Source organism: Sporosarcina aquimarina (assembly GCF_033253705.1).
Taxonomy (GTDB): Bacteria; Bacillota; Bacilli; order Bacillales_A; family Planococcaceae; genus Sporosarcina; species Sporosarcina aquimarina.
In genome coordinates this window covers 61,658-87,648 of the sequence record NZ_JAUBDH010000003.1, presented here as the reverse complement: position 1 = coordinate 87,648, position 25,991 = coordinate 61,658, and the positions used below count along the sequence as shown (strand labels likewise).

General features: G+C 42.6%; 24 protein-coding genes and 1 pseudogene. 14 read left to right on the top strand and 11 right to left on the bottom strand.

From position 1 onward, the window contains the following. The first annotated feature begins 26 nt into the window (after window positions 1-26). From QT716_RS05610 to QT716_RS05600, 3 genes are all read left to right on the top strand, one after another. The gene (locus tag QT716_RS05610) at window positions 27-686 is read left to right on the top strand and encodes an amino acid ABC transporter permease (RefSeq protein ID WP_317935064.1); all 660 of its coding nucleotides are present in this window, start codon (window positions 27-29) and stop codon (window positions 684-686) included. A 15-nt stretch (window positions 687-701) separates the two neighbouring features. Continuing rightward, window positions 702-1,448, top strand: a complete 747-nt coding sequence (locus tag QT716_RS05605; RefSeq protein WP_317935063.1) for an amino acid ABC transporter ATP-binding protein — start codon at window positions 702-704, stop codon at window positions 1,446-1,448. Window positions 1,449-1,523: 75 nt separating this feature from the next. Next, window positions 1,524-2,078, top strand: a complete 555-nt coding sequence (locus QT716_RS05600; protein ID WP_317935062.1) for a DUF420 domain-containing protein — start codon at window positions 1,524-1,526, stop codon at window positions 2,076-2,078. A gap of 93 nt (window positions 2,079-2,171) precedes the next feature. Here the strand turns inward: QT716_RS05600 and QT716_RS05595 are convergent, their stop codons facing one another. Together QT716_RS05595 and QT716_RS05590 are read right to left on the bottom strand one after the other, a co-directional pair. Continuing rightward, window positions 2,172-2,375: a hypothetical protein gene (locus tag QT716_RS05595; RefSeq protein WP_398292524.1), complete on the bottom strand. Its 204-nt coding sequence runs from the start codon at window positions 2,373-2,375 to the stop codon at window positions 2,172-2,174. Window positions 2,376-2,467: 92 nt separating this feature from the next. Beyond that, window positions 2,468-2,953: a general stress protein gene (locus tag QT716_RS05590; protein ID WP_317935061.1), complete on the bottom strand. Its 486-nt coding sequence runs from the start codon at window positions 2,951-2,953 to the stop codon at window positions 2,468-2,470. Window positions 2,954-3,179: 226 nt separating this feature from the next. Here QT716_RS05590 and QT716_RS05585 point away from each other — a divergent pair, with 226 nt between their 5' ends. From QT716_RS05585 to QT716_RS05570, 4 genes are all read left to right on the top strand, one after another. Then, window positions 3,180-4,712 (top strand): APC family permease, encoded by a 1,533-nt coding sequence (locus tag QT716_RS05585; RefSeq protein WP_317935060.1) that lies wholly within the window; start codon window positions 3,180-3,182, stop codon window positions 4,710-4,712. Window positions 4,713-4,886: 174 nt separating this feature from the next. Continuing rightward, the gene (locus QT716_RS05580; protein ID WP_317935059.1) at window positions 4,887-5,876 is read left to right on the top strand and encodes an EAL domain-containing protein; all 990 of its coding nucleotides are present in this window, start codon (window positions 4,887-4,889) and stop codon (window positions 5,874-5,876) included. A 53-nt stretch (window positions 5,877-5,929) separates the two neighbouring features. After that, window positions 5,930-7,354, top strand: a complete 1,425-nt coding sequence (locus QT716_RS05575; protein WP_317935058.1) for a cryptochrome/photolyase family protein — start codon at window positions 5,930-5,932, stop codon at window positions 7,352-7,354. Next, window positions 7,351-7,812 (top strand): hypothetical protein, encoded by a 462-nt coding sequence (locus QT716_RS05570; RefSeq protein WP_317935057.1) that lies wholly within the window; start codon window positions 7,351-7,353, stop codon window positions 7,810-7,812. The genes QT716_RS05575 and QT716_RS05570 overlap by 4 nt, the downstream gene beginning before the upstream one ends. 49 nt (window positions 7,813-7,861) lie before the next feature. Here QT716_RS05570 and QT716_RS05565 read toward each other — a convergent pair whose 3' ends face one another. The 3 genes from QT716_RS05565 to QT716_RS05555 form a co-directional block, all read right to left on the bottom strand. Beyond that, window positions 7,862-10,114 carry a YhgE/Pip domain-containing protein gene (locus QT716_RS05565; protein ID WP_317935056.1) on the bottom strand — a complete coding sequence of 751 codons (2,253 nt, stop codon included), beginning with the start codon at window positions 10,112-10,114 and terminating at the stop codon, window positions 7,862-7,864. A 141-nt stretch (window positions 10,115-10,255) separates the two neighbouring features. Further along, window positions 10,256-10,930: an ABC transporter ATP-binding protein gene (locus QT716_RS05560; protein WP_317935055.1), complete on the bottom strand. Its 675-nt coding sequence runs from the start codon at window positions 10,928-10,930 to the stop codon at window positions 10,256-10,258. Between the two features lies 1 nt (window position 10,931). Then, window positions 10,932-11,966 carry an ABC transporter permease gene (locus QT716_RS05555; protein WP_317935054.1) on the bottom strand — a complete coding sequence of 345 codons (1,035 nt, stop codon included), beginning with the start codon at window positions 11,964-11,966 and terminating at the stop codon, window positions 10,932-10,934. Window positions 11,967-12,255: 289 nt separating this feature from the next. On the opposite strand from QT716_RS05555, the gene QT716_RS05550 reads away from it, so the two are divergent. Continuing rightward, the gene (locus QT716_RS05550; RefSeq protein WP_398292516.1) at window positions 12,256-13,284 is read left to right on the top strand and encodes a DUF2332 domain-containing protein; all 1,029 of its coding nucleotides are present in this window, start codon (window positions 12,256-12,258) and stop codon (window positions 13,282-13,284) included. 368 nt (window positions 13,285-13,652) lie between these two features. Here the strand turns inward: QT716_RS05550 and gloA are convergent, their stop codons facing one another. Both gloA and gloB read right to left on the bottom strand, forming a co-directional pair. Then, a complete protein-coding gene (gloA, locus tag QT716_RS05545; protein ID WP_317935052.1) occupies window positions 13,653-14,033 on the bottom strand; it encodes a lactoylglutathione lyase in 381 nt (126 codons plus the stop codon). Window positions 14,034-14,120: 87 nt separating this feature from the next. Next, window positions 14,121-14,822 carry a hydroxyacylglutathione hydrolase gene (gene gloB / locus QT716_RS05540; RefSeq protein ID WP_317935051.1) on the bottom strand — a complete coding sequence of 234 codons (702 nt, stop codon included), beginning with the start codon at window positions 14,820-14,822 and terminating at the stop codon, window positions 14,121-14,123. A gap of 238 nt (window positions 14,823-15,060) precedes the next feature. Here gloB and QT716_RS05535 point away from each other — a divergent pair, with 238 nt between their 5' ends. Continuing rightward, window positions 15,061-15,594: a dihydrofolate reductase family protein gene (locus QT716_RS05535; protein ID WP_317935050.1), complete on the top strand. Its 534-nt coding sequence runs from the start codon at window positions 15,061-15,063 to the stop codon at window positions 15,592-15,594. Window positions 15,595-15,777: 183 nt separating this feature from the next. Here the strand turns inward: QT716_RS05535 and QT716_RS05530 are convergent, their stop codons facing one another. After that, window positions 15,778-16,839 (bottom strand): acyltransferase family protein, encoded by a 1,062-nt coding sequence (locus QT716_RS05530; protein ID WP_317935049.1) that lies wholly within the window; start codon window positions 16,837-16,839, stop codon window positions 15,778-15,780. Between the two features lie 310 nt (window positions 16,840-17,149). Between QT716_RS05530 and QT716_RS05525 the strand changes: the two genes are divergently transcribed. The 5 genes and pseudogenes from QT716_RS05525 (at window position 17,150) to QT716_RS05505 (ending at window position 21,546) form a co-directional block, all read left to right on the top strand. Next, complete coding sequence (locus QT716_RS05525; RefSeq protein WP_317935048.1) at window positions 17,150-17,551, top strand: VOC family protein; 402 nt, start codon at window positions 17,150-17,152, stop codon at window positions 17,549-17,551. A 133-nt stretch (window positions 17,552-17,684) separates the two neighbouring features. Continuing rightward, window positions 17,685-18,275: pseudogene (locus QT716_RS05520) on the top strand (dienelactone hydrolase family protein); the annotation flags it as partial. Between the two features lie 66 nt (window positions 18,276-18,341). After that, window positions 18,342-19,160, top strand: coding sequence for an ABC transporter ATP-binding protein (locus tag QT716_RS05515; RefSeq protein WP_317935047.1), 819 nt, complete (start codon window positions 18,342-18,344; stop codon window positions 19,158-19,160). Window positions 19,161-19,665: 505 nt separating this feature from the next. Next, window positions 19,666-20,631 carry an NAD(P)H-dependent flavin oxidoreductase gene (locus QT716_RS05510; RefSeq protein ID WP_317935046.1) on the top strand — a complete coding sequence of 322 codons (966 nt, stop codon included), beginning with the start codon at window positions 19,666-19,668 and terminating at the stop codon, window positions 20,629-20,631. Window positions 20,632-20,727: 96 nt separating this feature from the next. Continuing rightward, window positions 20,728-21,546, top strand: coding sequence for a DUF2268 domain-containing putative Zn-dependent protease (locus QT716_RS05505; protein WP_317935045.1), 819 nt, complete (start codon window positions 20,728-20,730; stop codon window positions 21,544-21,546). A gap of 106 nt (window positions 21,547-21,652) precedes the next feature. Here QT716_RS05505 and QT716_RS05500 read toward each other — a convergent pair whose 3' ends face one another. The 3 genes from QT716_RS05500 to efeB all read right to left on the bottom strand — a co-directional run bounded on the left by QT716_RS05500 (window position 21,653) and on the right by efeB (window position 25,987). Beyond that, window positions 21,653-22,885 (bottom strand): dicarboxylate/amino acid:cation symporter, encoded by a 1,233-nt coding sequence (locus tag QT716_RS05500; protein ID WP_317935044.1) that lies wholly within the window; start codon window positions 22,883-22,885, stop codon window positions 21,653-21,655. Between the two features lie 116 nt (window positions 22,886-23,001). Next, window positions 23,002-24,756, bottom strand: a complete 1,755-nt coding sequence (locus QT716_RS05495) for an FTR1 family iron permease (RefSeq protein WP_317935043.1) — start codon at window positions 24,754-24,756, stop codon at window positions 23,002-23,004. Next, window positions 24,731-25,987: an iron uptake transporter deferrochelatase/peroxidase subunit gene (gene efeB / locus QT716_RS05490; RefSeq protein ID WP_317935042.1), complete on the bottom strand. Its 1,257-nt coding sequence runs from the start codon at window positions 25,985-25,987 to the stop codon at window positions 24,731-24,733. Before efeB ends, QT716_RS05495 begins: the two co-directional genes overlap by 26 nt. Between the last annotated feature and the right edge of the window lie 4 nt (window positions 25,988-25,991).

Sequence of the window (25,991 nt, the reverse complement as noted above, 5' to 3'; positions counted from 1 at the left end):
TTTCTAGTTAGGTTGGAGGGATATTCATGTCGCCAGATTATTTATTATCGATTTTAAAACCAATGCTTGAAGGGGCCAAAGCAACGATTCTGTTGTTTGTTATCGCAATCGTTGCTTCGATCCCGCTCGGTTTCTTACTTACACTAGCGGTTAACAGTAAGTTTAAACCGTTGTCGTGGCTCGCCAACACGTACATCTACCTCATGAGGGGAACACCGCTCTTATTGCAATTATTGTTCTTCGTGTTTGGATTACCACTTATCCCGGTCATTGGGGAATACCTAGTTATGGATCGTTTTGCTGCGGCTGCACTAGCTTTTGTACTGAACTATGCAGCGTATTTCGCCGAAATTTTCCGTGGTGGATTACTCTCAATTGACAAGGGACAATATGAAGCAGCACAAGTGCTCGGACTGAACAAATGGCAGACAACGACACGCATTGTCATTCCACAAATGATTCGAATTGCGCTTCCTGCACTAGCAAATGAATCCGTGACACTCGTAAAAGATACAGCGTTGTTGTATGCGGTCGCTGTCCCAGAATTACTGCACTTTGCGCAGACGGCAGTTAACCGAGACTTTACGATCGTTCCATTTGTGATGGCAGGGCTCATCTATTTGCTGATTACAGCGGTATTGACGCTTGTGTTCAAGTGGTTAGAACGAAGATTCCATTATGTATGAGGAAGGTGAAGAGCAATGGCATTGATAGATGTAGTCGATATGAAAAAATCATTTGGAGATATTGAAGTCCTGAAACAGATTACCTTCCAGGTTGAGAAAAACGAAGTGGTTGCGGTCATTGGTCCTTCAGGATCGGGGAAAAGTACGATGCTTCGCAGTCTCGCACACCTAGAGGAGATTGAAGGCGGAACCATCCGAATCGACGGGGAAGCGCTAGTAGCAGATGGAGTTTACGCAAGCACTCCAGAAATCCGTAAAATCGGCAGACGGATTGGGATGGTGTTTCAGCATTTCAACTTGTTCCCGCACTTAACTGTGAAACAGAACTTGGCGCTTGCTCCGAAACTTGTTAAAGGAGAAGCCAAAGAGAAACTTGCGTCACGGATTACAGAGCTTCTGTCGAAAGTTGGTCTTGCAGACAAAGTCGACGCTTATCCCGCTAATCTGTCAGGCGGACAAAAGCAGCGAGTTGCAATCGCGCGTGCGCTGATGATGGAACCGGAAATTCTCTTGTTCGATGAACCGACATCTGCACTCGATCCGGAATTGACTGGGGAAGTGCTAGAAGTTATGAAAAAATTGGCGGAAGAGAATATGACGATGATTGTCGTAACGCATGAAATGTCGTTTGCGAAAGATGTTGCAACAAAAGCACTGTTTATGGCAGATGGACAAATTGTCGAAGAAGGTATTCCTGCTGTGATGTTAACAAATCCGACACAAAATCGGACAAAAGCGTTCTTAGCGCGCACTTTAGGCTGATGTGAAGTGGCTCGTACTTTGCTCATATGGTAAACTGGCAAAGTACGACAATTTACTAGCAATGGAGTGGTAGCGTTGAAAAATGCGTCTTCTACAATTGAAACGCCTATAAAGAAGCGGAATTACAAACCGTTCATCATCATTGTATCAATTATCTTAATCGGGGCTATCGGAGTTCTGTCAGGAATCCCAGGTGCAAAAAACTTTGACGCATTCGATATTACAATTCTTCCGATGATGAATGCCATCTTTAACACATTTACATTTTTATTTTTAGTTGGAGCATTAATCGCCATTAAAAAGCGCAATATCAAAGTACATAAAGGATTCATCTACGCTGCATTTGTGACCACCTTCTTCTTCTTGATCACCTATGTAATGTATCATTTCTTGGCAGAATCGACCGTCTATGGCGGCAGCGGGTTCATGAAAGGATTCTACTTCTTCATACTGATTACGCACATCCTCCTAGCTGCGGCCATCGTGCCACTTGCATTAACAAGCGTAGCCCGTGCATGGAACGGAGAAATAGAACGCCATCGTAAAATCGTCCGCTTCACAATGCCAATCTGGCTCTATGTCAGCTTTACTGGTGTTTTGGTCTATCTCTTAATCTCTCCCTACTATTAAGAATAGGCTCATGCTAACGAACATGGGTAACATTACTACATTGAAAAAGCACGGACGCTCCGTCAATAACGGGGTGTCCGTGCTTTTTTCTTCTTATAACTCTTGATATGGCTTCATAAACCTTCCGCTATCTTTCACTTCTGCATGATACAAAGCTTTCAACGCGAAAGCACGCTCCAGCTCGTGCTCTTTCATAATCTGAGTTAATCGTGTAGAAAGCTCAGGCTCTCTTTTCACAAGCTGCGCCATTTTTTGTTGGTTATATTGCATATTCCATTCCGCCTCCGTTCTTTCCATGCCATTGCTTAAGTATAACACGGGTCACGCTGATTTTCGATGTACACAATAAAAACCCCTTTTTCAAATGAAAAAGGGGAAGGGGGGTCATATTATAAAAGAGTACGATTGTATTCATCCAAATCGTGATCTTTTCTGCGTGGATAATCTCCATCCACGAGTACTAAGATTTTACCTTCATCGAAATGATCGTTATAGCGATGCGCTTCCTCTTCAGGAATTCCCATTCCGATAAGTGCTCCAGCCAGACCGCCGACACCCGCGCCTGCTGCAGCTCCCGTGATACCTGCTACAATCGGTCCTGCTGCAATAATTGGCCCGATTCCTGGGATAGCGAGAGCACCAATACCTGCAAGAACACCTCCGAGTCCACCTAGGACACCGCCAGTTGCGGCACCTGTAGCTGCGCCATCCGTTGCATGTGTTCCTGTTTCTTCAACGACTGTATCTACTTGTTCACGTTCTTTACTGATAACTGAAATCTCGTCTGATGAGAAACCTTGTCTCTTCAAATCTTCGATTGCTAGAATTGCATCGTTTTCACTGTCATAATAGCCTACTACTTGTCGTTTTACCATGTTAAAACGCCTCCTATAGGGTTTGTTAGCAGTTTTCGTTGCTAGTTTGAGAATACCCGTGACACTTTTTCTGAAACATTTTAAGACTTGGTCGTTTTACTTGCTTTGAAAAACCCTTACTCGTAGAATGATTGAAAGCGTTTTCAATTTATTTTTAGTTATGGAGGTTTCAATTTACTTGAGTAGGGAATAATTCCAAGAAAGATTTTTTAGGGGGAACTTACATATGGACCAAACAGATGCGCATCAGAAGCGCAGAAAATTAACCAAAACGCTAAAGCCGTCATGGGTGTTTGCAATTGCACTCGGCTCATCCGTGGGATGGGGAGCTTTCATACTTCCCGGTGATTGGATAGGAGAATCCGGACCACTCGGCGCCATGATCGGTTTGCTAATTGGAGCGCTTGTTATGATGATCATCGCATCAAGCTATGGTGTAATGATTAAAAAATTCCCAGTCTCTGGGGGAGGCTTTACATACGCCTTCATAGGAGCAGGGAAGAAATGGGCATTTATATGCGGTTGGTTTTTATCTTTAGGATACATATCAATTGTGGCACTTAATGCTTCAGCGTTTTCGCTGCTATTGAAGTTTTTAGCACCTGGATTTATGAAACAATTCTATTTGTATAGTATAGCTGGATGGGATGTCTACTTGCCGGAAGTTATCATTTCTTCTGTCATTATTCTGCTCTTTGCTTTGATAAACACAACAGGAACTGATATCTCTGGACGTATACAATTTTACTTTAGTGTACTTTTAGTGAGTGGCGTAGTTTTACTTGGAGTCTTCACATTTGGTATTACAGAATCACCTTTTGAAAATATGAAGCCATTGTTTAGTGGCAACCAATCGATCATCACTTCGATTTTAGTCATTTTAGCAATTGCACCTTGGGCGTATGTTGGATTCGACAATGTCCCGCAAGCTGCGGAAGAGTTTAACTTTTCCCCGCGTAAAGCAACAATGCTGATTGTCGCATCACTCTTCACTTCGTTCCTGATTTATGCCGTTATGATTGGACTAACTGCCTGGTCATTCCCGACAGGTTCGAATGTAGGAGATGGCAGTCTTTGGCTGACGGGTGAAGTGGTTAACTCCGCACTCGGATATGGCGGATTACTCGTCATGGCCGTTGCAATCATGATGGGAATCTTCACAGGACTGAATGGCTTCTATATGTCATCCAGCCGACTGCTCTTTTCAATGGCTCGTGCTCGTGCACTGCCAGACATGTTTAGAACTATTTCTAAAAAGAACCAAACGCCAGTATGGGGAATTTGGTTTGTGACACTAATCACACTGCCAACTCCATGGTTCGGCCGTCAGGCGCTATCTTGGATTGTCGATATGTCTTCTACAGGCGTATCTGTCGCTTATCTATTTACATGTTTTGCAGCTTACAAAGTACTGGCATGGAAATCCGAAGAAGCGAATCGTGAAATTGCTCCTGTTAAAAAAGGACTTGCGTTAATCGGTATGATTGCAAGCTTTGCATTCTTATTATTACTTCTTGTTCCATTCTCACCAGCTTCATTGACAACACCTTCATATGTATTACTCATTTGTTGGGGAGTTTTAGGTGGGATCTTTTATTTGGTCATCCAGAAGAAATATAATAGTTTGTCTCAAGAAGAAACGGAATATTATATTCTTGGTAAAACGATTGAATCTGAAGTCGATACAACACAAGAAGTGACAACAGAACCACCTGAACGTAAACACACAGATACTCCTGGAACAGGGTTATCTACTTAATTTCACATAGGTTCTTTAAGACAGCATGCTACCTTTAGTTCATAAGGGCATGCTGTTGTTTTGTTTTTGGAATAGGCACTTTGTATGTAAACTATTGCATTTATTAGGAGTTATCGATTAGAATATACTATAAAATAAGACTTTATGTAATAGGAATAGGACGGAGGCTTTAAAATGGGTTGTAGATCCGCATGTATTATTACAGATTTACAGTTTGAAGTGATGAGCACGGATAGTAGTCAAAGAGAACTGTTGGTAAGTCAGTTGAAACGGAATCATGAATTGACAGCTGATTATGGGAAGGAGAGCACACTATTATCAGTTTCAGAAGCTGGGCTCAGGGACTTAGTCGATTTTGCTGCCGATCATTTGGATCAGTCCCTGTTGTCTTTTCGTATCGCAGGGGAAGTCGATTGGCGTCCGTTTACTGAAGTACATAATGTATTTTCGACAGAATGGATAGATGAACTGATACAAAACGAACGTGTTATTTCTTATTACCAGCCAATTGTCGACGGAGAACGTAAAGTGTTTGGTTATGAGTTACTAGCTCGATTCCACTCCCCTGACGGCCAGATGATTTATCCAGATGAAGCGTTTAATGCAGCACGGACACGAGGTAGACTTTATGCATTGGATCGGTTGTGTCGAATCACTGCGGTGCGTCATGCGGCACCACTCGTTAATAAAAAAGCGTTTATCAATTTCATACCGACTTCAATCTATTCTCCAGAATTTTGCTTGCAGTCCACTGTTGCAGTTGCCGCACAATACAATATTGATCCTTTCCAACTTGTCTTTGAAGTCGTAGAAACGGATGAAGTAGAAGACGTAGAGCATTTAAAATCAATATTGCGCTATTACCGTGAAAAAGGTTTCCATTACGCTTTAGATGATGTCGGGGAAGGGTATAGTACTGTAGAACTGCTAGCTGAATTGCAGCCCCATTATATGAAATTGGATAGATCTTTTGTAGATGGTGTATCCTCGGATGCAAAGAAACAGGAGAATGCAGAATCATTTCTCATGAAGGCAAAGGAAAGCGGTTCGGTTCCTTTAGCTGAAGGGATTGAAAATGAAGAAGATTTTGTGTGGCTTAAAAATAGAGGGTATGAGTTGTTCCAAGGGTACTTTTTTGGAAAGCCGTCACCGTCACCTGTATAATGAAAATAATTCAAGGGCCGCAATTTGTGCGGTCCTTTTTTAGGAGGGATTGCTTGAAAACGATTGTTTGGTTCAGACAAGATTTGCGTTTACATAATCATCCTGCTTTAAAAGAAGCATCTGAGTGTGGAGACGTATTACCAGTATTCATCCTTCCAGATCATTCATCTCCAACTGCCGCAGACTGGTGGCTATCTCAATCCCTTTTAGGATTACAGCAGCAGCTTGCTGAATTAGGCAATTCACTTTTAGTTGTAAAGGGGTCGCCAGCAGATGTCTTATGCAAAATTGCACAAGAAACCAATGCAGATGCGTTATTTTTTAACGGACAAATCGATCCAGTTTCTAGAAGGGCCGAAACCTCTTTACTTGAAAACCTGAACTGTACTTCATTAGATATTCGACGTTTCCCTCCGGATATGTTGCTGGATCCCGATACTTTGAAAACCGGGGCAGGTCAGCCGTACAAAGTCTTTGGAGCGTTCTGGAAGTCACTTCAGCAACAGACGATCCCTTGGCCAATAGCGGCCCCTACTTCTTTGTCATGCTGGATTGCAGAGTATAGTGAAATGATTCCTTTAGAGAAATCGGGACTGCGTTCTTCACTGGGCTGGGATAAGACAATTGAGGAAACATGGACGCCTGGTGAAACCGAATCGTTTGAACGATGGGCTCACTTTAGAGATCAGATATTGAATAAGTATGTCATGTTGCGCGATTATCCTGGAATTGACGGGACATCCAAACTTTCGGGCTTTTTAGCATCAGGCAACATGAGTATTCGTGGGCTTTGGCATGCTGTGTATCGTGCTCAGCAGGAAGGAGATGCAGCACAACCTGAACCGTTTCTGCGGCAATTGGCATGGCGAGAATTTTCATATTATCAGCTGTTTCATTTTCCGGATATTGTGAATCAGCCGCTGCGTAAAGAATTTCTCAATTTCCCTTGGAGTGATGATTCTGAAAGTTTGACTGCTTGGAAAGAAGGAAAAACGGGCTATCCGCTAGTCGATGCAGGGATGCGCGAACTATGGCAAACAGGTACGATGCATAACCGCGTTCGGATGGTTGCAGCTTCATTTCTAGTTAAACACTTACTTATTGACTGGCGCATCGGTGCACAATGGTTTCAAGAAACTCTTGTCGATTACGATATCGCCAATAACACACTCGGGTGGCAGTGGGTGGCTGGTTCTGGATTCGATGCGGCACCCTATTTCCGGATTTTTAACCCAACCACCCAATCTAAAAAATTCGATGAGCATGGAGTGTATATACGGAAATGGCTTCCTGAATTAGCTGCATTGCCCGATAAACACTTATATGAACCCCAGGCAGCACCAAAAGAGGTTTTAGAGGAAGCGGATATTGTTCTTGGTGTAACGTATCCTTTTCCGATTGTCGATCACGCCACTGCACGTAAACGCGCACTCGATGCGTATGCCCTAATTAAAGGTGAAAAAGAGGGATCCTCATGAAACTGAGTATCAGAAGTCTTGCATTATCCTCACTGTATGGTCTAGCCGGCGGCTTCATCTTAACTTTTTTGTTTAAATGGATTGAATTCGCCACTGGCAAGAAAGTCTATACATTCTTGCTGAACGTCGATTACATACCCATAATAGGAACGATCGCATTTCCTGAGTGGATCGAAATCGTATTCCATCTGGTAGTTTCAGTTGCCGTTGCAATTGGTTTTTACGTTATGTACCGATTGCGTCCATCCTGGAAACTCCGGGCAATCAGGATTTGCACAGCGGTCAGTATACTAATCGGCATTGCGCTATTTCCAACTACTGCATTATCCGAACGTACACCTGAACTCACAGATGGCATTGCACTTCTATATTGGCTAATTGGACATGCTCTCTTCGGGGCAATCCTAGGAATTTTCTTCAAATTAGAACTGCGGACGAAACCTATACAGCTAACATAAAAAAGCACTTCCTGTTGTCTGCTATGACAACAGGAGGTGCTCTTTTTGTTTAATGGAAAATACCTGCTTCTTTCGATTTTTTCAGAAGTTTGTCTGTGCCTTTGTTAATGCGTTCTTTTAATAACGCGCCAAATAAGATAAATGCAGCCGAACAAACCGCAAGGAAAGTCAGATCTTTTGCAACACGCTCCCATACTATACCGCCAACAGCTTCACGCATGACATCGATTGCATACGTAAATGGAAGGAATGGATTAATGGCTCCGAAGAAATCCGGTAATAGAACAACGGGATACGTTCCGCCTGAGCCTGCGATTTGCAAGACAAGCATGACAATCGCCATCGCTTTACCAACATCTCCGAATACTGAAACGAGCGTGTAGACGATCGACATGAAAACGACACTAATGATTACACCAAATACAATAAACCAAAGCGGCTCTCGTATGTGAACGTCTAATAGTAAGAGATCTCCGCCGACGACAATAAACGTCTGAAGCAATCCGATAAGACCGAATGTCAGCAATCGGCCAAAATAGACTTGCCGTCTTGTAAACTCATCGCCATGGACATCTGTGGACAGCAGCGAGATTAGAAGGAGACAGCCAACCCATAACGAGAGTACGGTATAGAATGGTGTCATCCCAGTTCCGTAATTCTCGATTGAGAAGAGTCGATTTTCTTTTAATTGAATCGGTTCTTCAAAGAAACTTTTCTCAGCGTTCGGATCGTTTTGAAGCAGCTTGATGATTTCGTTAATATCTGTTTCTCCTTGGATGCTGCGTATCTTATCCGCAAGTTGATTCACTTTTTCAGAGACATACGGATATTCTGCAACCGCTTTTTCAATGGTGCCTTTACCCTCAGTCAATTCTCGATCAGAATTCCCAAGAATTGTTTGGACTTTTGGAAGAGTGGACTGAATTTCTATCAGAAGCCCCTTAGCTTGTCCTAACGTTCCTTTCGCTGTAGAAATCTCTTTCAGAACAGTTGGTTCAATTGTATTCACATATTCCTTCATAAAACGATCTAATTCAACTGAAGTATTGCCTGCAATTTTTTGTAAATCATCAACAGCTTGATCCAACTCTTCCGCTTTACCTTGAACGACTGCATTAACAGTTCTTGCATTTGTTTGTGCTTCTATCAACAAGTTTTTAAGATCTTCCGTTTTTGTAATTGCATCGTTCAATCTCCCTGACAAATCTGGTGTGGGCAGGGAAGGGGTCGGCCGCTGTTCTGCATTTTCACCATTATCGGGATTTTCTTCTGTACCAGGTGAAGGTTTTTCATCAGGTCTCGGAATTTGCTGGACTAACTCCTGCAATCGGGTGAGATCTTGCTGCACCCCATCTACTCGTTCAATACTCGTTGTCACCCGGTCGTCCAGGGCCTTTTTGGCTTTGTCCAGTTCAGTGAAATCCAACTGCACACCTTGAAGCTGTTTCAGGAAATCATTTGCTTCATTTGAAATGTCACTCACTTTTTTTAAGTCCGCCTTGATTTTAGGAGACATTTCGTTAAGTTTTTGTTCAGCTTCATTCAGATAACTAACAGTCCGATTAATTTGTCCAAGACCATCATCTGTAATTTGTTTCGCTTCGGGTAGTTTGCCTTGCGCTTGATGAATGATGGCCTGTGCGTCTGTTGCATCATCTAATCCACGGTTTAAGAGATTATAGATTTCAGGCAAACTTTTTTCCGCGTCAAACACGTAGTTCTCGAATTTTTGAACGTCAGGCAAGTCGGCTTCCAGTTCAAGTCCGAGTCTATTCATCATATCGAATATGACGCCATTCACAGTCGATACGAACTGACTGCTGACTTTGTCTACAATGACCGTTGCACCTTTTTCTGTAATTTTAGGTGCAATGGAGTTTAACTTTTCGTTCACGTAATAATCGATTTCCGCTTTTTGAGGATTGCCTGAAACTACAGAAGCGAGTTGTTCAGACAAGTTATCGGGCAATACCATGACAGCAAAATAATCTCCGTATTCTACACCGTCCAGCGCTTTTTTCCGGGAGACAAAGTGCCATTCCATTGAAGGATTTTCTTTCAGGGTCGAAACAATCTCTTTCCCCGTATTGATGTGCTCATCTTTTACATCTGCACCGACATCTTCATTTACTACAGCAACTGGTAATTTGTCCGTCCTGCCATACGGATCGCTGGAAGCATAGATGTTCAACCAAGCATACAATGAAGGCAAAAAAATCAAGCCGCCAATTAATATCGCTGCGACCCAGTTTGTTGAGATATTGCGAACATCCCGTTTGAAAATCGTAAAGATATTGCGCATCGAGTCGCCTCCTTTTCAACTAATGTTTGTATCCATCCTACCAGAATTGTGTAAAATTGTGTTGAATTTTAATTCAACTTTTGTTTTTAGTTTGCCCAAAAAGCCCCTCATTCAGATCGCTCGAATGAGGGGTGATTGGTGTTAATCGATTAATCCGTCTTTCATCGTTACGATACGATCTGCATAGGGAAGCATTTCTTCATCATGCGTCACCATAAGTGTTGTGATTTTAAGTGTTTTTGTTAAATCTCGAATGATCTCCATCACTTCTTTAGAACGTTTGGAATCCAGGCTGGCTGTTGGTTCATCTGCAAACAGCATTTTCGGCTGATGAATGATTGCACGTGCAATCGCAACGCGTTGTTTTTCGCCACCGGATAAGGAAGAAGGGTACGCATCTTTCCTGTGTGACATGCCGACTAGGTCAAGTACTTTTGAGACTTCTTGTTTTTGTTGTTTTTTATTCAACCTTGTCTCAGCAACGTCAAGCATAAGCAGCAACTGATCTTCTACCGTTAAAAAGGGAACAAGATGAGAAGATTGGAAGACGAATCCGAATTCACTTGACCGGATCTTCCGGATTTCTTCCTGATTCATCTGCGTCATGTCTTTGCCGTCGAACAGCACCTGTCCGCCAGATGCCTTCTGCAATCCGGCAGCTATCGTTAGAATTGTCGATTTACCAGAGCCGGAAGGCCCGACGAGTGCAGTGATTTCACCTTCGTTCAATTCGAGATCCACGCCTTTTAAAATTTTCTCACTGACATCCCCAGTTTTAAATGTTTTTTCAACATCGTCAATTGTGAAAATCCCCATCTTACATCTCTCCTTGTTGGATCGCCTGTAATGGCTCCACTTTTTTGATTTGGAATCCGGATACTGTCGCACCGATGAACCCAATTACTAAGAATACACCTGACAACAACAATGTTGTCTCGATTGGTAAGCTAAACGGCATGCTTGCAGGTGCCACCATAGTGAACAGTTGGCTAAGCGCTACTGACAACACGAGTGAGACCACTGTAATAAGAAGCATTTGGTACCACATCATGCTGAACAATGAACTGGTTTTCACGCCGATTGCTTTCAAGATTCCATATAATCCGATTTTCTGAACGTTCATCATATAGAAGAAAATCGCAAACAACATACCGCTAATGACAACGAGGAACCAAATAATCATATTAAGTGACATCTGTTCTGCGCCATAACTCGGAATTGTATTCAAGAATTCTTTATTGTTGAATGATTCAAGTCCTTTTAAGGAGTCAGGGGCATCCGACCCTGGAATGTAGATTGTCTGCATTTCCATTACACGATAAATTTCTTGATAGTTTTTCATGCTGATGAAAGCGACAGGAGCATGGCTGTATTTTTGCTTATCTACAAAACCAGTAACCTTGAACTCACCACTGAATTGGTTGTTCATCAACGTATCGCCGACTTTAATCCCTTCGTCTTTCAATGAAGCATCCAGCACGACTTCGTTGTCATTGACATTCGGAAACAGTTCACTATCAGTAGAAGTGACAAACGCGACACTGTGCTGTTTGTCTTCTGTATCGTTCACAAACCCCATTTGAATAGACATTGCAGTTGCACCTTGATAATCAGCAAGCAGCTGATCTTGCTGGTCCACATCTATTTTCGAAAGATTAACCGTTTGTTTCGCATCATCATTTAAGTAGAATTGTCCGTTTGGAACATTTTTGATAAGAGCCGCATTGTCTTCTGACAAGCCATTTGCAAGTCCAGAGATAATGAAAGTCAAGAAGCTGACCAAAAAGATGATTGAACCGAGTATCAGGAATTTCATTTTACTTTTTTTAACTTCTTTCCACGCCATTTGCATGAAAAACACCTCCGCTATTGATTACCTTCAGTGTACTCCCGCAATATGAACGCTACATAAACACATCATTACAAATGATTCGCAGCAGTGCTTTTTTTAAATTTATATTTTTAAGTAGGAACAGATTAGAAGATGGGTTGTCCATTATCGAAGTTTTCCAGGAACAGTGTATTGTCAGATAACGACATGATATAATTATCCTGGAATGAATTATATTCAATGATAATCTGCATATCGCATTTTAAATGGAATCGTTCACTGATATGGACGAATTTTGGGGAGGGACAGTTTGATGTTGGATTCTCAAATGGCCAAAAACTTTATGAACTTTGGAAACATGGAGTGTAAAGGCTCCAGTGAAATCTATGAATTTTTGTCTGTGAAAATTGCAGAAGACGATGATCTGCTCGATTTATGCCAGGCAGTTCCAAAAGGGCAGCCCGTCCCTAATCTATTATTCGGGGCTGTTCATTATCTTCTATTAAAAGGAACTGTACATCCATTAAAAGACTATTATAGAAGTGTTACAAATCCGCAAAGGAAAATAGACAACGAGACCTTCAGCAATTTCAAAGATTTCTGTGACAGATATCGAAATGAAATTGTTCCAATACTAGAGAGTAAGTTCGTCCAAACAAATGAAGTTAGGCGCTGCGGCTATCTCTATCCAGTCTTTTCATGGATCTACAGCAAAGCGGAAAAACCTTTGTCGATTATTGAAATCGGAACAAGCGCGGGCCTTCAGCTTCTGTGGGATCACTATAGCTATTCTTATGGAACCGGAAAAACGTATGGCAGTGAAGGGGCTAGTGTACATGTAACTTCAGAAATCAGAGGGAAGCGTGCTCCATTCTTACCTACTGAACCCCCACCGATTTCATCTAAAGTCGGCCTGGATCTCAACATAAGTGATTTATCAAATCCGGAAGATTATTTATGGCTAAAGGCACTTATTTGGCCAAAACACCAAGAACGCTTGAAGTTATTTGACAGTGCCGCTGAGTGCCTAAAAGAAAATCCACTAAATTTGGTGGAAGGGGATGGAGTACTTTTACTCTCAGACATAATTGAAACGCTGCCTGAAGATTCCGCAGTTTGTATCTTTCATACACATGTCGCAAACCAAATTCCAAACGAATCGAAGGTTGACTTGTTAGATAGTATTACGAAAATCGGACGCGTAAGAGACGTTTTTCATATTTACAACAATATGTGGGATCGACAGCTTCACCTCGACTACTATGTAAATGGGGTGGAGTACAAAAAGACAATTGGCGCTACGGATGGTCATGGCCGATGGTTTGAGTGGAATTTATAACTTAATCCTTTTAACGAAAAAATAACCTACATGAGAGTGAAAAGGCTAACATTAGAGAAGAAATAGGGGTTAGAGTGGAGATTTTCTTTGTAACAGCAAAAGGCGAAAGTTCTTATACTTGGTACTTTTCATATGTCGACACATGAAGAATTCTATTCAGAGAAAAGGCAAACCTAAATCGAGGAATTCATATCTAAAATTGAATGATTTGCACCAAAAAAATGCAGTCGAGATGGCGGCAGAAGAAAATGAAGTTTTATGAGGAAAGTATAGTCAATATAAAATAAAAGCCTAATCCTCGTTTCTCTGTTTTACATTAGAGAGTTAAGAGGTAGGCTTTTTATAATCATTTGTGTATTTAGATCGTTTTAGTGCTTACGCTTTACTTCGATTCTATAGCCGTCAGGATCAGTTACAAAGAAGTAAGAAGGTGTTCCACCTGAAAGACCTTTTAATTCTCCTGTTTCATAAGAAGAAGCTTTACAAATTTCATGCATTTTTTCTAAATCATTAACTGTTAAGCCTAAATGACTGAAACCATTTCCTATAACATATGGCTCTGCATCATAATTATAAGTAAGTTCAATTTGTACTGAAGAACCTGGAGCATTTAGATAGATTAAATCAAATTTATCCTCAGGGAATTCTCTGCGACTGGCTACTTCAAAATCAAAAAGTTCAGTATAAAAATCTAAAGTAGCATCAATGTCTCTCACACGTAAACAAATTTCAACAAGCACTTGGTCCATGGTATCATCCTCCGTAATTTTATTGACCTTATCTTATCATAGTGACCATATAAGTACACTTGATGCGCTTGAATAAAGGTACTCGCTTTAGAAGTCATCACGAGCGGTACGCAATTCGACAAAGTCCTTCACTGTTTCTGCTTGCAAAAAGAGATTAATGTCTTTCTCTCTTCCAATCGTAGTCGGAAGTGTGGGTTGTCCTTTTGCACGCAGTCCTTTAATTTCTTCTAATGATTTAGAGATTATTTTATTTTCTGGATATAGGTTATATGCAAAACGTAAATTAGTTTCGGTATACTCATGTCCAGGATATACATGTATTGTATCATCCAAGCGCTTAAATTTCTGCAATGTTTCATATTGAGCTTCGTAATCCCCGGTAAAAACCCTTCCGCATCCTGCTGAAAACATGGCATCTCCGCAAAATAGATGATTTCCCATTAAAAAACTGATATGGCCATGCGTATGACCACCTGTTTCGTAGACTTGGAAAGTTTGACCCAGCAAGTCGAAGGTGTCCTCTTCCTTTACAATACGATTCACCATACCTATCGTTTCTTCTGGCCCATAAACAAGAATTTCCGGATGACTCTCTAGAATCTCCCGTACCCCGCCGGTATGATCTTCATGCATATGAGTTAAAAGTATGGCCGCCAAACGAAGCTGCTTTTTTTCAAGGTAATCAAGGACAACTCCCGCTTCTCCTGGATCAACCACAACTGCCTCTGTTTCTTCTTGAATGCACCAAATATAATTATCAGAAAAAGCTTTGATTGGATGAATAATCACTTTAGAATTCCTCCTGTTTTATATATTTAATTTACGGGTTGGAGATTTTCACCTCTTACACCGATAAGTTTTAATTTACCCCGCTATCATAGCATAAGGAATATTAATATACGTTAAGGAGACAATATACTCTGTCTGTAATATGGTTTTATTATGAACTAACCAAACCAGATGGATTATATAGTACCATGGTATATATGAGGAAATAATAAGCCAACAAAGAGTTAGGAGACTTTTCATGAAAAAAGAACGAAAGATTGTATTGTATATTGCACAAAGCTTGGATGGTTACATCGCTACAAAAGAGGACTCACTTGATTGGTTATTTAAAGTTGAGGGGGAAGGGGATAATGGCTATTCAGAGTTTTACGAGACAATCGATACAATATTAATTGGAAAAAGAACGTATGACTGGATTATGGAACAAGAAAAAGGTCAATTCCCCTATCCAAATAAGGACTGTTACGTTTTTTCCAGATCCCAATCCGACGATACAAACGAAGTGAAGTTTGTAAATGAAGATATCGTTAACTTTACTAATGACTTAAAAAAAGAAGATGGGAGAAATATCTGGATAGTTGGCGGTGGTGATATACTTCATACATTTTTAATGGAAAAGTTAATCGATGAACTAATTGTGACTGTCGCACCGACAATTATCGGAGAGGGTATTCCTTTATTTAAGGCAGGCAATTATCAGCTGGATCTTACTTTTGCAGGTACAAGAACTTTTAATCAATTCGTTGAATTACGTTATACGGTAAATAAATGACTTGAAATTTCATTATAATCTAGGGAGATGACTGTTAAACAACAGCCGTTTTTTAAACTGGACATTAAGATTTCTTCCTTTAAAAACGTATCATAAATAAATACAAAACACCCGTGTGAGAATCAGACATTCAAGTCCGCTTCTCACACGGGTGTTTCTTCTGTCGAATACCGCTGAGTGATTTTAATTCATAATTGCCGGATTGGGCGCAGTCTTTTTTTGTCTAAACCCGCCAAGGAGGAGCTTTCCGTGCGGTATAAACTTCTGTATGACAATCGAAAGAACGATTGGTACAACCAAGCCGAATGCTGTGAACCCAACAAGTCCATACGTGAAATAGTCGTTTAACAAAATATCTGTAAAGATATGCAAATACATAATGGTTAAGGAATGCTTCTCGATAGTTTGCAGCCATTTTACTGACAGCTGGGCAGCCATGAACTGGAATATGCCAACTAGTGCAAGTGTGAAGGTTATCGGAATGACTAAATCTAAAATGAAATGTTCATACCGTAAAAACTTCATACTTAAATGATAATCAATTACATGAAATCTATCTAGCGAAATGGCTGTTACACTGCTTATTAATGCCACGATTAACCACTTTCTCGAAACGTTCATCCATATACTCTTCATATAATAACCTAACGAAAAATAGACGACTGCCATCAGTACAACGTCGATGTTCCAAATCATCGGAACCGTTTGGGATGCAGTATCTGGTGCTCCTCCTATGACGCTCATCGCAAAAAAGCTTTCATAGTGTGCAATCGTATAGGAGATGGCCAAAATAATAATTTGTTTCGTAAGGCTAAAGTATTTGGTCATCCATAAGAAGAACAAATGTGTAAAGAATAGCGTTGTAACAAACCAGAAAACACCGTATGCACCACGAGCAAAGCGCCCGCCAACAACAAGTGTCCAAAAATCGTTTACATACCACGATATGTCCAGGTTGCCCGAACCGATTTCTATCCCATAACGGATCAGCGTAATGCTTCCTAGGAAAAACAAATAAGGTACAATTAATTGCATAAATCGTTTATGAACCGAGCCTTTCATTAAGCCTTTTTCAATCACCGGCTTAAAAAACAGCCCGCTTAAAATAAAGAAAGCAGGCATGTGAAACCAATAAATATATTTAACTAACGGGAAATCAAGCTGGCCGGGGTAATGTCCAATGACAACCAGGATCATTAAAAATCCTTTGGCGCCATCCACCCAGGATAAACGTTTTATGTTCATAATTAAGCACCTCAAGGAAATTGATGTGTTTCCACTCTACTCCTTTTCTACACTGGATAGCGTAATGTTACAGTTTTGTCTTGTGAATGTTAGGTAGTTGGCAATACATGGGGAATTTCCTTGGTTTGTTACGGATAACTGATTAAATCGAATAGTCAATACTGTAATTTCCACGAAAAACATAGATATCTTACTAACTTTTCTTATAATTCAAGTACAATGGAATGAGTACCGGATCTGTCTACTTTCACAACCATTTTGTTCCATAAGAACAGAAAGCATACTTAAAACACGAAAGGATTGTTGACCAATGAAGAAAGTCACTCCATTTTTAATGTTTCAAGAGGGAAAAGCTGAAGAAGCGATGAACTATTACACATCCATCATTGAGGATTCAGGCATTTCGAGCATAACCCGCTACGGAGCCAACGAAGCCGGGGAGGAAGGGACTGTGGTCCGTGCATTGTTCAATCTGAAAGGCCAGGAATTCATGTGTATTGATAGTCATGTGAATCATGCTTTTACGTTCACACCTTCCATTTCCATTTTCCTCACATGTGAGTCCGAAACGGAAATTGACACGCTGTATGAAAAGCTGCTCGAAGACGGGCAAGCGCTCATGCCTTTAGGAGACTATGGTTTCAGTAAGAAGTTCGGTTGGCTGAATGACCGTTTCGGTGTTTCCTGGCAGCTTGACCTCCCTTTTAATTGATAAGAACCATCAATAAGGCACCGCCTACTCATGTATTGTCAGTCCAGAATGCCGCAATGAATAGATTAATATCGGAATGACTAACGTACAGTTTCGGGCAATCTGTTTATAGAAATAATTTGCAGAACCGGGAGGGAAACAGATGAAAACAGTCCTTTTATTTCACCATGTGCTCGGCTGCACCGAAGGAATCCATCACATTGCAGCGCGTATTAGACAGGCAGGTCACACTGTCCATGTCGCCGATCTTTTCGAAGGCCGCACCTTTTCAACAGTAGAAGAAGGGTTCGCTTATGTGGAAGACATCGGTTTTAACACACTTCAAAAAAGAGCCGAGCAGACGGCAAGTAAGCTGCCGCGCGAAATTGTCTATGCCGGATATTCACTTGGCGTCATGGCTGCTCAGAACCTTGCGATGAACCGTAAAGGAGCACGCGGGGCGGTGTTCATCTCTTCTTGCGCGCCGCCATCTGCTTTTGGTACTTCGTGGCCGTCTGAACTTCCTGTGCAAATCCACGGCATGGATCACGACGTTTTCTTCGCTGAAGAAGGAGATCTTGAAGCGGCACAGGAGATTGTCGCTGCTTCTGAATGTGCAGAACTTTTCGTATACAAAGGAGACCAGCACTTCTTTGCCGATGACAGTCTGCCAGACTATGATGCCGACTCAGCGGATCTGCTGCTGCAGCGGGTACTCACGTTTTTAGGTAGGTTGGATAGTTAACTAGCCATTGCTTTTGCTCCAATGAAGATTGAACTACTGTGATGATTTTAAATAGGAGGGGTTTAAGTGAATTACATAGTTTCATTGCATAACGTGAATTTCGAACGGGGCGGGAAAACGATTTTACAGCAAATCGACTGGGACATTCAAAAAGGCGAGCATTGGGCAATCCTTGGTTTGAATGGTTCAGGTAAGACGTCTTTACTGAATATCATTTCAGGAAATCATTTTCCTTCCAGTGGGGAAGCGACAGTGCTTGGCAACCGGTTTGGACAAACGAATTTGCCCGAACTGCGTAAACGTATTGGATTTGTCAGCAGTTCACTGGAACGTTTCTCCCAATACTTTCAAAATGAAACCGTTGAAAGCGTCATTGTGAGCGGTAAGTATGCAAGTTTCGGGCTTTACGAAGAAACGGAAGAGAAAGATTGGGAGCAAGCGAATCAGCTGTTGAACGATTTCAGGCTGTCGTATGTAAAGGGGACACAGATCCATTTGCTGTCTGAAGGAGAAAAAAGAAGGGTGCTTATCGCACGCGCGCTCATGAGTAATCCAGATATGCTTATTTTGGATGAGCCGTGTTCAGGGCTGGATATTTTATCGCGTGAACAATTTTTAAATTCATTGGAAAAAGTAGCGATAAACGGTTGTCATATTGTCTACGTGACGCATCATGTAGAAGAGTTGGTGAAAGAGATTTCACATGTGCTTCTGTTGAAAGAAGGAAAGATCATTGCATCTGGTCCTAAAAAAGAAGTTTTGCAGAACGACCTTGTCACTGAAACATACAATGTTCCGGTTTCGGTCAATTGGTCTCAAAATAGACCCTATTTAATTGTCACTGAAGAAGTGACGCCAAGTATGCTGGAAAGACAACCGCAATAACTTTGAATGCATTCTTTGATTTTGCATTTTTATTTGGATGTCAGGAACCAAAGAAAAGGTCCTGCGTAAAATAATTGAAATGGTATTAATCGACGGGTCATCAGACGGTCAGCTGAAGTTCCTGGTGAGTAAGCTACAGAAAAAAAGTCTTTTCTTGATAGTGATTTGGACAATGTTAAAACAGAATAATACATATCGCGGGAGGGATGCACTATGAGCAATAAGCTGTTTGTTTTTCTAATTGTCGTATTGAGCTTTAATACATTAAGATACGGATACTATCTTGTTGCGGGGTCTCCAAGTACCTATCACATTATATTTTTCGTTTTAAATATAGTTGCTTTGATCTTAGGTATTTTCACTCGAAACAATCTAAAGAATGACAATGTCACTAGAAAAGAGGGATAACTGGACATTTTGTCTTGTTTGCCACGCGCTTTGATGATGTCGTATCTGAAAACACAACACACGAATACCCAAAACGAAAAAAAGGAGCATTCGTCATATGAAAACACGAGTAACTGAAATGCTAGGAATCGATTACCCGATTATTCAAGGAGGCCTTGCCTACTTGGCTTATGCGGAGCTAGCTGCTGCCGTGTCGAATGCCGGCGGACTCGGACAGATCACGGCAGCCACATTGAAGACGCCGAATCGGCTGCGGGAGGAAATCCGGAAAGTCCGCACACTGACAGATAAGCCGTTTGCTGTCAATTTTGCGATTGCGAGGCATGACGGCAACTATAAAGAACTGCTGGAAGTGGCGATTGAAGAGAAAGTGCCAGCCCTCTCGATTACCGGCGGCAACCCGCAGCCCGTTTTCGAAAGGCTTGAAGGGGAGTCTATCAAAACCCTTGTCCTTGTCTCCGGTGTCCGGCAAGCTCAAAAAGCCGAAGAACTCGGTGCGGACATGGTGATGGCAGTGGGCCAGGAAGGCGGCGGACATATCGGTCGGGAAGATATAGGAACTGTGGTCCTGACTCCGCGTGTAGTTGACGCTGTCTCCATCCCGGTCCTCGCAAGCGGCGGCATCGGTGACGGACGGGGCTTACTGGCTGCGTTTTCTTTAGGAGCTGAAGGCATCGAAATGGGCACTCGATTCATTGCCACACAGGAATGTGTCCACGCGAACGAGGTCTACAAGCAGGCAATTTTAGAAGGGAACGAGAGGGATACAGTCATTATCAAAAGAAGTCTCGGTGCGCCGGGACGTGTGCTGAAATCTCGTTTTACAGAGAGTATTATTAAGAAAGAGAACGAAGGAGCGGCTTACGAGGAGCTGAAAGACATGATCAGCGGGGAAGCGAACCTGGCTTACATCTATGAAGGCGATGACAATGCCGGCTTTGGATGGGGCGGCCAGGTCATCGGACTGATTCAAGACGTTCCGACCGTTCAGGAACTGTTTGATGAAATGATGGCGACAGCTGAAAAAGGACTGGCCCGATCGAATCGTATTATGGGCGGATAATGGTGTTAAACAGTTTTAAAGGTTGACGGACACGGCTCATAACAGGATAAGAATGGAGATTGAAAATAATTGGATCAAATCGAAATTAGAAATCTAGTGCCTAATTTTTTAAATTTCTACGAACTGGCAAACCAACCCGATCATGACGAAACTGCAAGGTGGGAGCTGTGGGAAGGGCATTATAATTTTGCCGCTGTTCCTCCTGGTGATCAGGGGCAGGCAATGGCTAGACAATTGCTGGAGGATGCATGGAAAGAATACGGTCAGCACTTGTCTGTTATAGAAAAGTGGTCACCTGATATCGAAAAAGTCAAAGCACACCTAACGAAAGTCAAAGAAGTGCTTGGGTATGATTTGCCAATTCAATTGGTTGTCATTTACTTCGTGGGCGGCTTCGAGAATAATGCTTTTGTCGCTCCTTTCGACGAAGACAGGTTAGCCCTCTGCCTGCCGATTGAAAATGGGGACTCCGATATTACTTTAGTGCACGAACTTACACATGTCGTACATGCACGTACTGCTCATCTAACGGCAGAGTGGGAAAGAACGATTGCTTCTACAATACTTCAAGAAGGGCTGGCTGCCCAGCTAAGTAAATATGTAATTCCTGGAAAAACGGATGAATGCTACATTGAATCCAAGAAGGGTTGGTTACAGTCTTGTGCGAAGAAAAAAAGGGAAATCATTTTAGGCATTATTCCATTTCTAACGGACTCCTCTTCTGAAACCGTAACTAAGTTCACATTCGGAAATGGAACAACGGGTCATGAACGGGAAGCATACTACGCTGGGTGGGAAATTGTTCATTCACTCCTGGAACAAGGGAACACGTTTGAACAGATTGCGCATATTAAGGAAGAGAAGATTCCAAAATATCTTAATCAAGCAATTGCCGGTTATTTATCTCAAAGATAGGATAGGTAACGTCTCTCATGATATTTATAAAACAGCTCCGCCAAACTAAAAGGAAAACCGCCAATTCATCTTTGAATTGGCGGTTTTCATGTTTCTATTCAACTATTCACGTCGTCACTTTCTTTTTTTCTGAACTATCCACTACAACTGCACCCACGATGTCACCGACAACGTTTGAAGCGGTTCCGCCCATACCGATAATCGCATCGACACCCGCAATGAGAGCGACAATTTCAAGAGGCAGACCAAACATCGTCAAGACAGCCGCAAGCGTTACAAGACCAGCTGCAGGGACACCTGCCGTTCCAATCGAGAGCAGCGTTCCGACAATAACGATCAGGAAGAAGCTCGAAACTGAAAGCTCTAAATTTGTAATATTTGCTGCGAAGACAATCGAGACACCCATCCGAAGGGCACCGCCATCTGAATTGAACACCGCCCCAAGAGGGAGGGCAAAGTTTGCTGTTCTTTCAGACACGCCGGCTTTTTGCGCGGCCTTGATTGCAATTGGCAGCGATGCAATACTGCTGGATGTGAAAAAAGCAGTTGTGTAAGCTTCTTTCGTAGACTTGAAGAAATTCATCACTGGGTTTCCAGATAACCGGAGAAATGCAGTATAAACAAATACCCACAGCAGAATAACTCCTAAGTAGAATACCCCTGTGAACGTTAGCAGCGACTTGAAGGTTTCCCATCCTTGGCTGCCAAATGCGGTTGCACTAATTGCGAATACGCCGATTGGTGCATAAAGCAAGACGCCTGTAAGGAGTTTTGAAAACATTTCTTTCAATGCGATGATAATTCTGTCCAACAATTGCCCCTGTTTCTGCATTTCTGTTTCCGTAGAAAACTTCATTGCTGAAATTGCAAGACCAATTATGACAGCTAAGAAAATAATACCCATTACATTACCGCCAGAAAAAGCTTCAAACATATTGGACGGTACCATTTGCAATAAAACATCGGAGAAGTTTGGTGCAGCTGGTGTATCCACTTTCGTATTGGGAAGTGTTAAATACTGTCCTGGTTGGAACAGCAAAGCCAGTCCGACGCCAATTCCTACAGCAGCCGCTGTAGTGGCCATGTAATAGAGAATCAGTTTCCAGCCCATTCTGCCAAGTTGCTTCATGCTCATCTGATCTACCGCGAGCACAACGGTTAAAAATATTACTGGAATGGCAACGAGACTTAATAGGTTGATTAATAGTGTACCAAGTGGTTGGAATATAGCCATTTTTTGTCCAAATACAAGACCGCCTGCAATTCCTGCAAGAAATCCGATGGACATTTTAAGTACAAATGAACTATCCCGGTAACCACGCCATAGTTTCGATAACATCGGTTCTCTCCTATTCCTATGTAATAAGTGCGTATTTAGCGAAGTGTACCTTAGTTTGGAAGTTACAGTCAATTTCTATGCTCGTATTTTGTCGAAGATAGAAAATACCGCTTCCTTTAAGAGGAAACGGCACTTCGAGCAGGCAATCGTTTTTTGATAGCAAACATTGCTACTACTGTTACTACTAGCACAAGCTGTCCTGCAAGGGTTTCCCACGTCGGATAAAATCCGATTGCTGCTGCGACGGGAAGTCCGTCCACAATAGAAGTAGGGAAGATATCCGTCAATTGAAGTGTATGGATACTTACACCGATAATTTTAAATGCGAGTATATAGATGAAAACTGTTGCCACCGCAAATAATCGGTGGATTGGAATTCGGTTACCAGCTTTCAATAGCACTACAGCAACAGCAACTAATATGACGAGCGCCACTGCAATCCCGAGTAGAAACTCGGACAAGTTCATGTTCGGTGCAATTCCAACATAGAACACGACGGTTTCTGCACCTTCACGGAATACCGTCAAGAAACTGAGTAATCCGATTGCCCAAGCGCTTTTACTAGAAACCGCGGTCCCCATTTGACGCGCAATGTAGTCATTCCATGCAGTAACAGACGATTTACGATGCAGCCATGCGCCCATTCCGATCATCATGGCAGCTGCTGCGAGTCCAATGACACCTTCCATAATTTCGCGGCTGCTTCCGATCGTTACGGAGTTAAGAATGGTTGTCATCAGCACGGCTGCAACGATACTTGCTGTAATTCCTACCGCTGAACCTGTATAGATCCATTTAGCAAGTTGAGGCTGTCCTGCTTTCTTCAGAAATGCCACCAATCCGATAATGATGAGAAGCGCTTCTAATCCTTCCCGCAGTAAAATAAGTGCTGAATCCCAAAACGTATACGATGTGCTTTCTTTCACGAGTTCAATCTGCTGCTGCAGACTGGCAATGTCACTCGATATTTTTTTACTATCTGCTTTTGGGCTTGTAAGTTTTCCAGCAAGCAAAGGGATTTGGCTTTCAATCTTTGTATAGAGTGCCGCATCTTTTGTACGAATTTGACCTTCGACATTCGGCCAGCTCATGATGAATTCACGAAGATCAGCGACCGCAGTATCTGCATCCCCTTCAGCAAGAGCCGCACGACTATCCGCTAAAAGGGAAGTGAGTGTATCGAGTGAATCGTCCGTGACTGGCGCAGCGCCTTGCGCCATTTCGCCTGCTGCAAATGAAGTAATTGCCTGTTCGAGAGAAGTATACGTCTGCTCCAGATCCGTCTGACTTGGTGCGTCTTCTGCTAATGCAATACGCAAAAAGGCCATTTGCGTTTCGATTGTGCCATATGCTGAGATACTTTGTTCGCGCACTGGACGTTCATTACGCGTCCACGTCGCTAGAAACTTCTTTTCAGAAGTACGGACTGCTTCTATATCCCCTGATTGAATAGCATCTCCTAATTTTTCCAGATCCGGAGTGACCGCTTTTTCAAACGCGAGCCTTTCTGCTTGTTCATCCACAGGGTTTTCAGCCTTTTCCAGTGCATGTAATGCTTTTGACAGGACAGTTAACGCTTCCAGACGCTGTGCAGATCCTTTCGCCTGCTCTGCATCTTTCAGCGCACTTTCAACTTGCTTGCTTTCTTTTGCGGGATGGTCTTTTTGCTGCCATGTAGCTTTGAATTCTTCCAATGCCGTATCTGAGGCTGTCGTGTCGTCTTGCTTGGACGCCATGATAGCATCGCCGATTGCGATGTACAAGTCACTGTAAGAAGGTGCCTCTGCGCGCGCAAGGGAGGCAGGTAAAAGAGACAAAAGCAGGACTGCGATGAGCAGTGCCTGCTTACAAAGTTTTGAATAAGGATTCACCGATATAGCTTCCTTTCTGAACACCAGGGAAACAGGCAAATAAGGCACTGCCACGGTGTGTGATGTATTCATTCAGCTTATCGGCACGGCCGAAACTTTTTTGGATGGCGATGAATTGCTGCGGATCCTTTTGATAAGAGATGAACAGCAGACCGGCATCATAAGCACCTGTTGCATCCATTGTCCCCGATGAGTAGGAGAACGAGCGCCGATGGATTTGTGCTTTCGCTTCTTTTGCAAGCCGTACATGGGAGTCTACAGGGATAACCGGTTCACCTGACGCATCTTTTTGGTCAAGCGGCACTTCATCAAGTTCGTTTTTCAAACTAAGCGGAGCTCCAGTTTCGCGATGACGGCCGAATGTCGCTTCCTGCTCACTAAGTGCTGTCCGGTCCCATGTTTCCAAGTGCATCTGAATGCGGCGGACCGCCATATAGCTTCCACCAGCCAGCCATCCTTTATCTACCCAGACTACGTCATTCATCGCTTTTTTGCTTGCAGCATCCGGTCCTGACGTGCCATCTTTGAACGCAAATAAGTTCCGCGGTGTTTCCCGTTTCTTATTTTTTTCAGGGAAGGAGTTGAACCCGGCCTGTGACCACTTCAAACGTACTTTCCCTGAAGCGGCACGAATTAGGTTGCGCACTGCGTGAAATGCAACTTGCGGATCTTCTGCACAAGCCTGGATGGCGATATCGCCCCCCGTGTAAGCTGGGTCCAGCTGATCCTTCGGGAAGTGGGGGAGGTCTTTGAGTTCAGCGGGACGTTTTGACGAGAGTCCCAACTCGTTTTTATCGAACAAAGAAGGCCCAACTCCAAAGGTCAGCGTAAGGCCTGATGCATCGAGTCCGCCTGCTTCTCCCGTATCTTTCGCTGGGATGAATCCATTGGAAGAAACTTCACCGATAGGTTCGCCGTTCATTAAACGAACGGCCATAGGTGTCCATTGCTGGAGCAACTCTTTCAGTTCCGCTTGAGACTTCACAAGTACTTCAAGTGACGCAAAATAGATGTGCGTTTGCACGGGCGTGATGATACCAGACTGATGAGTTCCATAGAAGTTAACCTTGTTTTTCGATTCTGGATTGTCGTCTTCAGCAGTCATTCCAAATACATTAAGAAGCCCGCCAAGTCCTGAAACGCCAATCGCTGCACCTGCAGCTCCGGCGCCTGTCAGCTTCAACATTTGACGTCGGGAAATCTTCTTCTCAAATAATTTGTCTTCTGCCATTAGA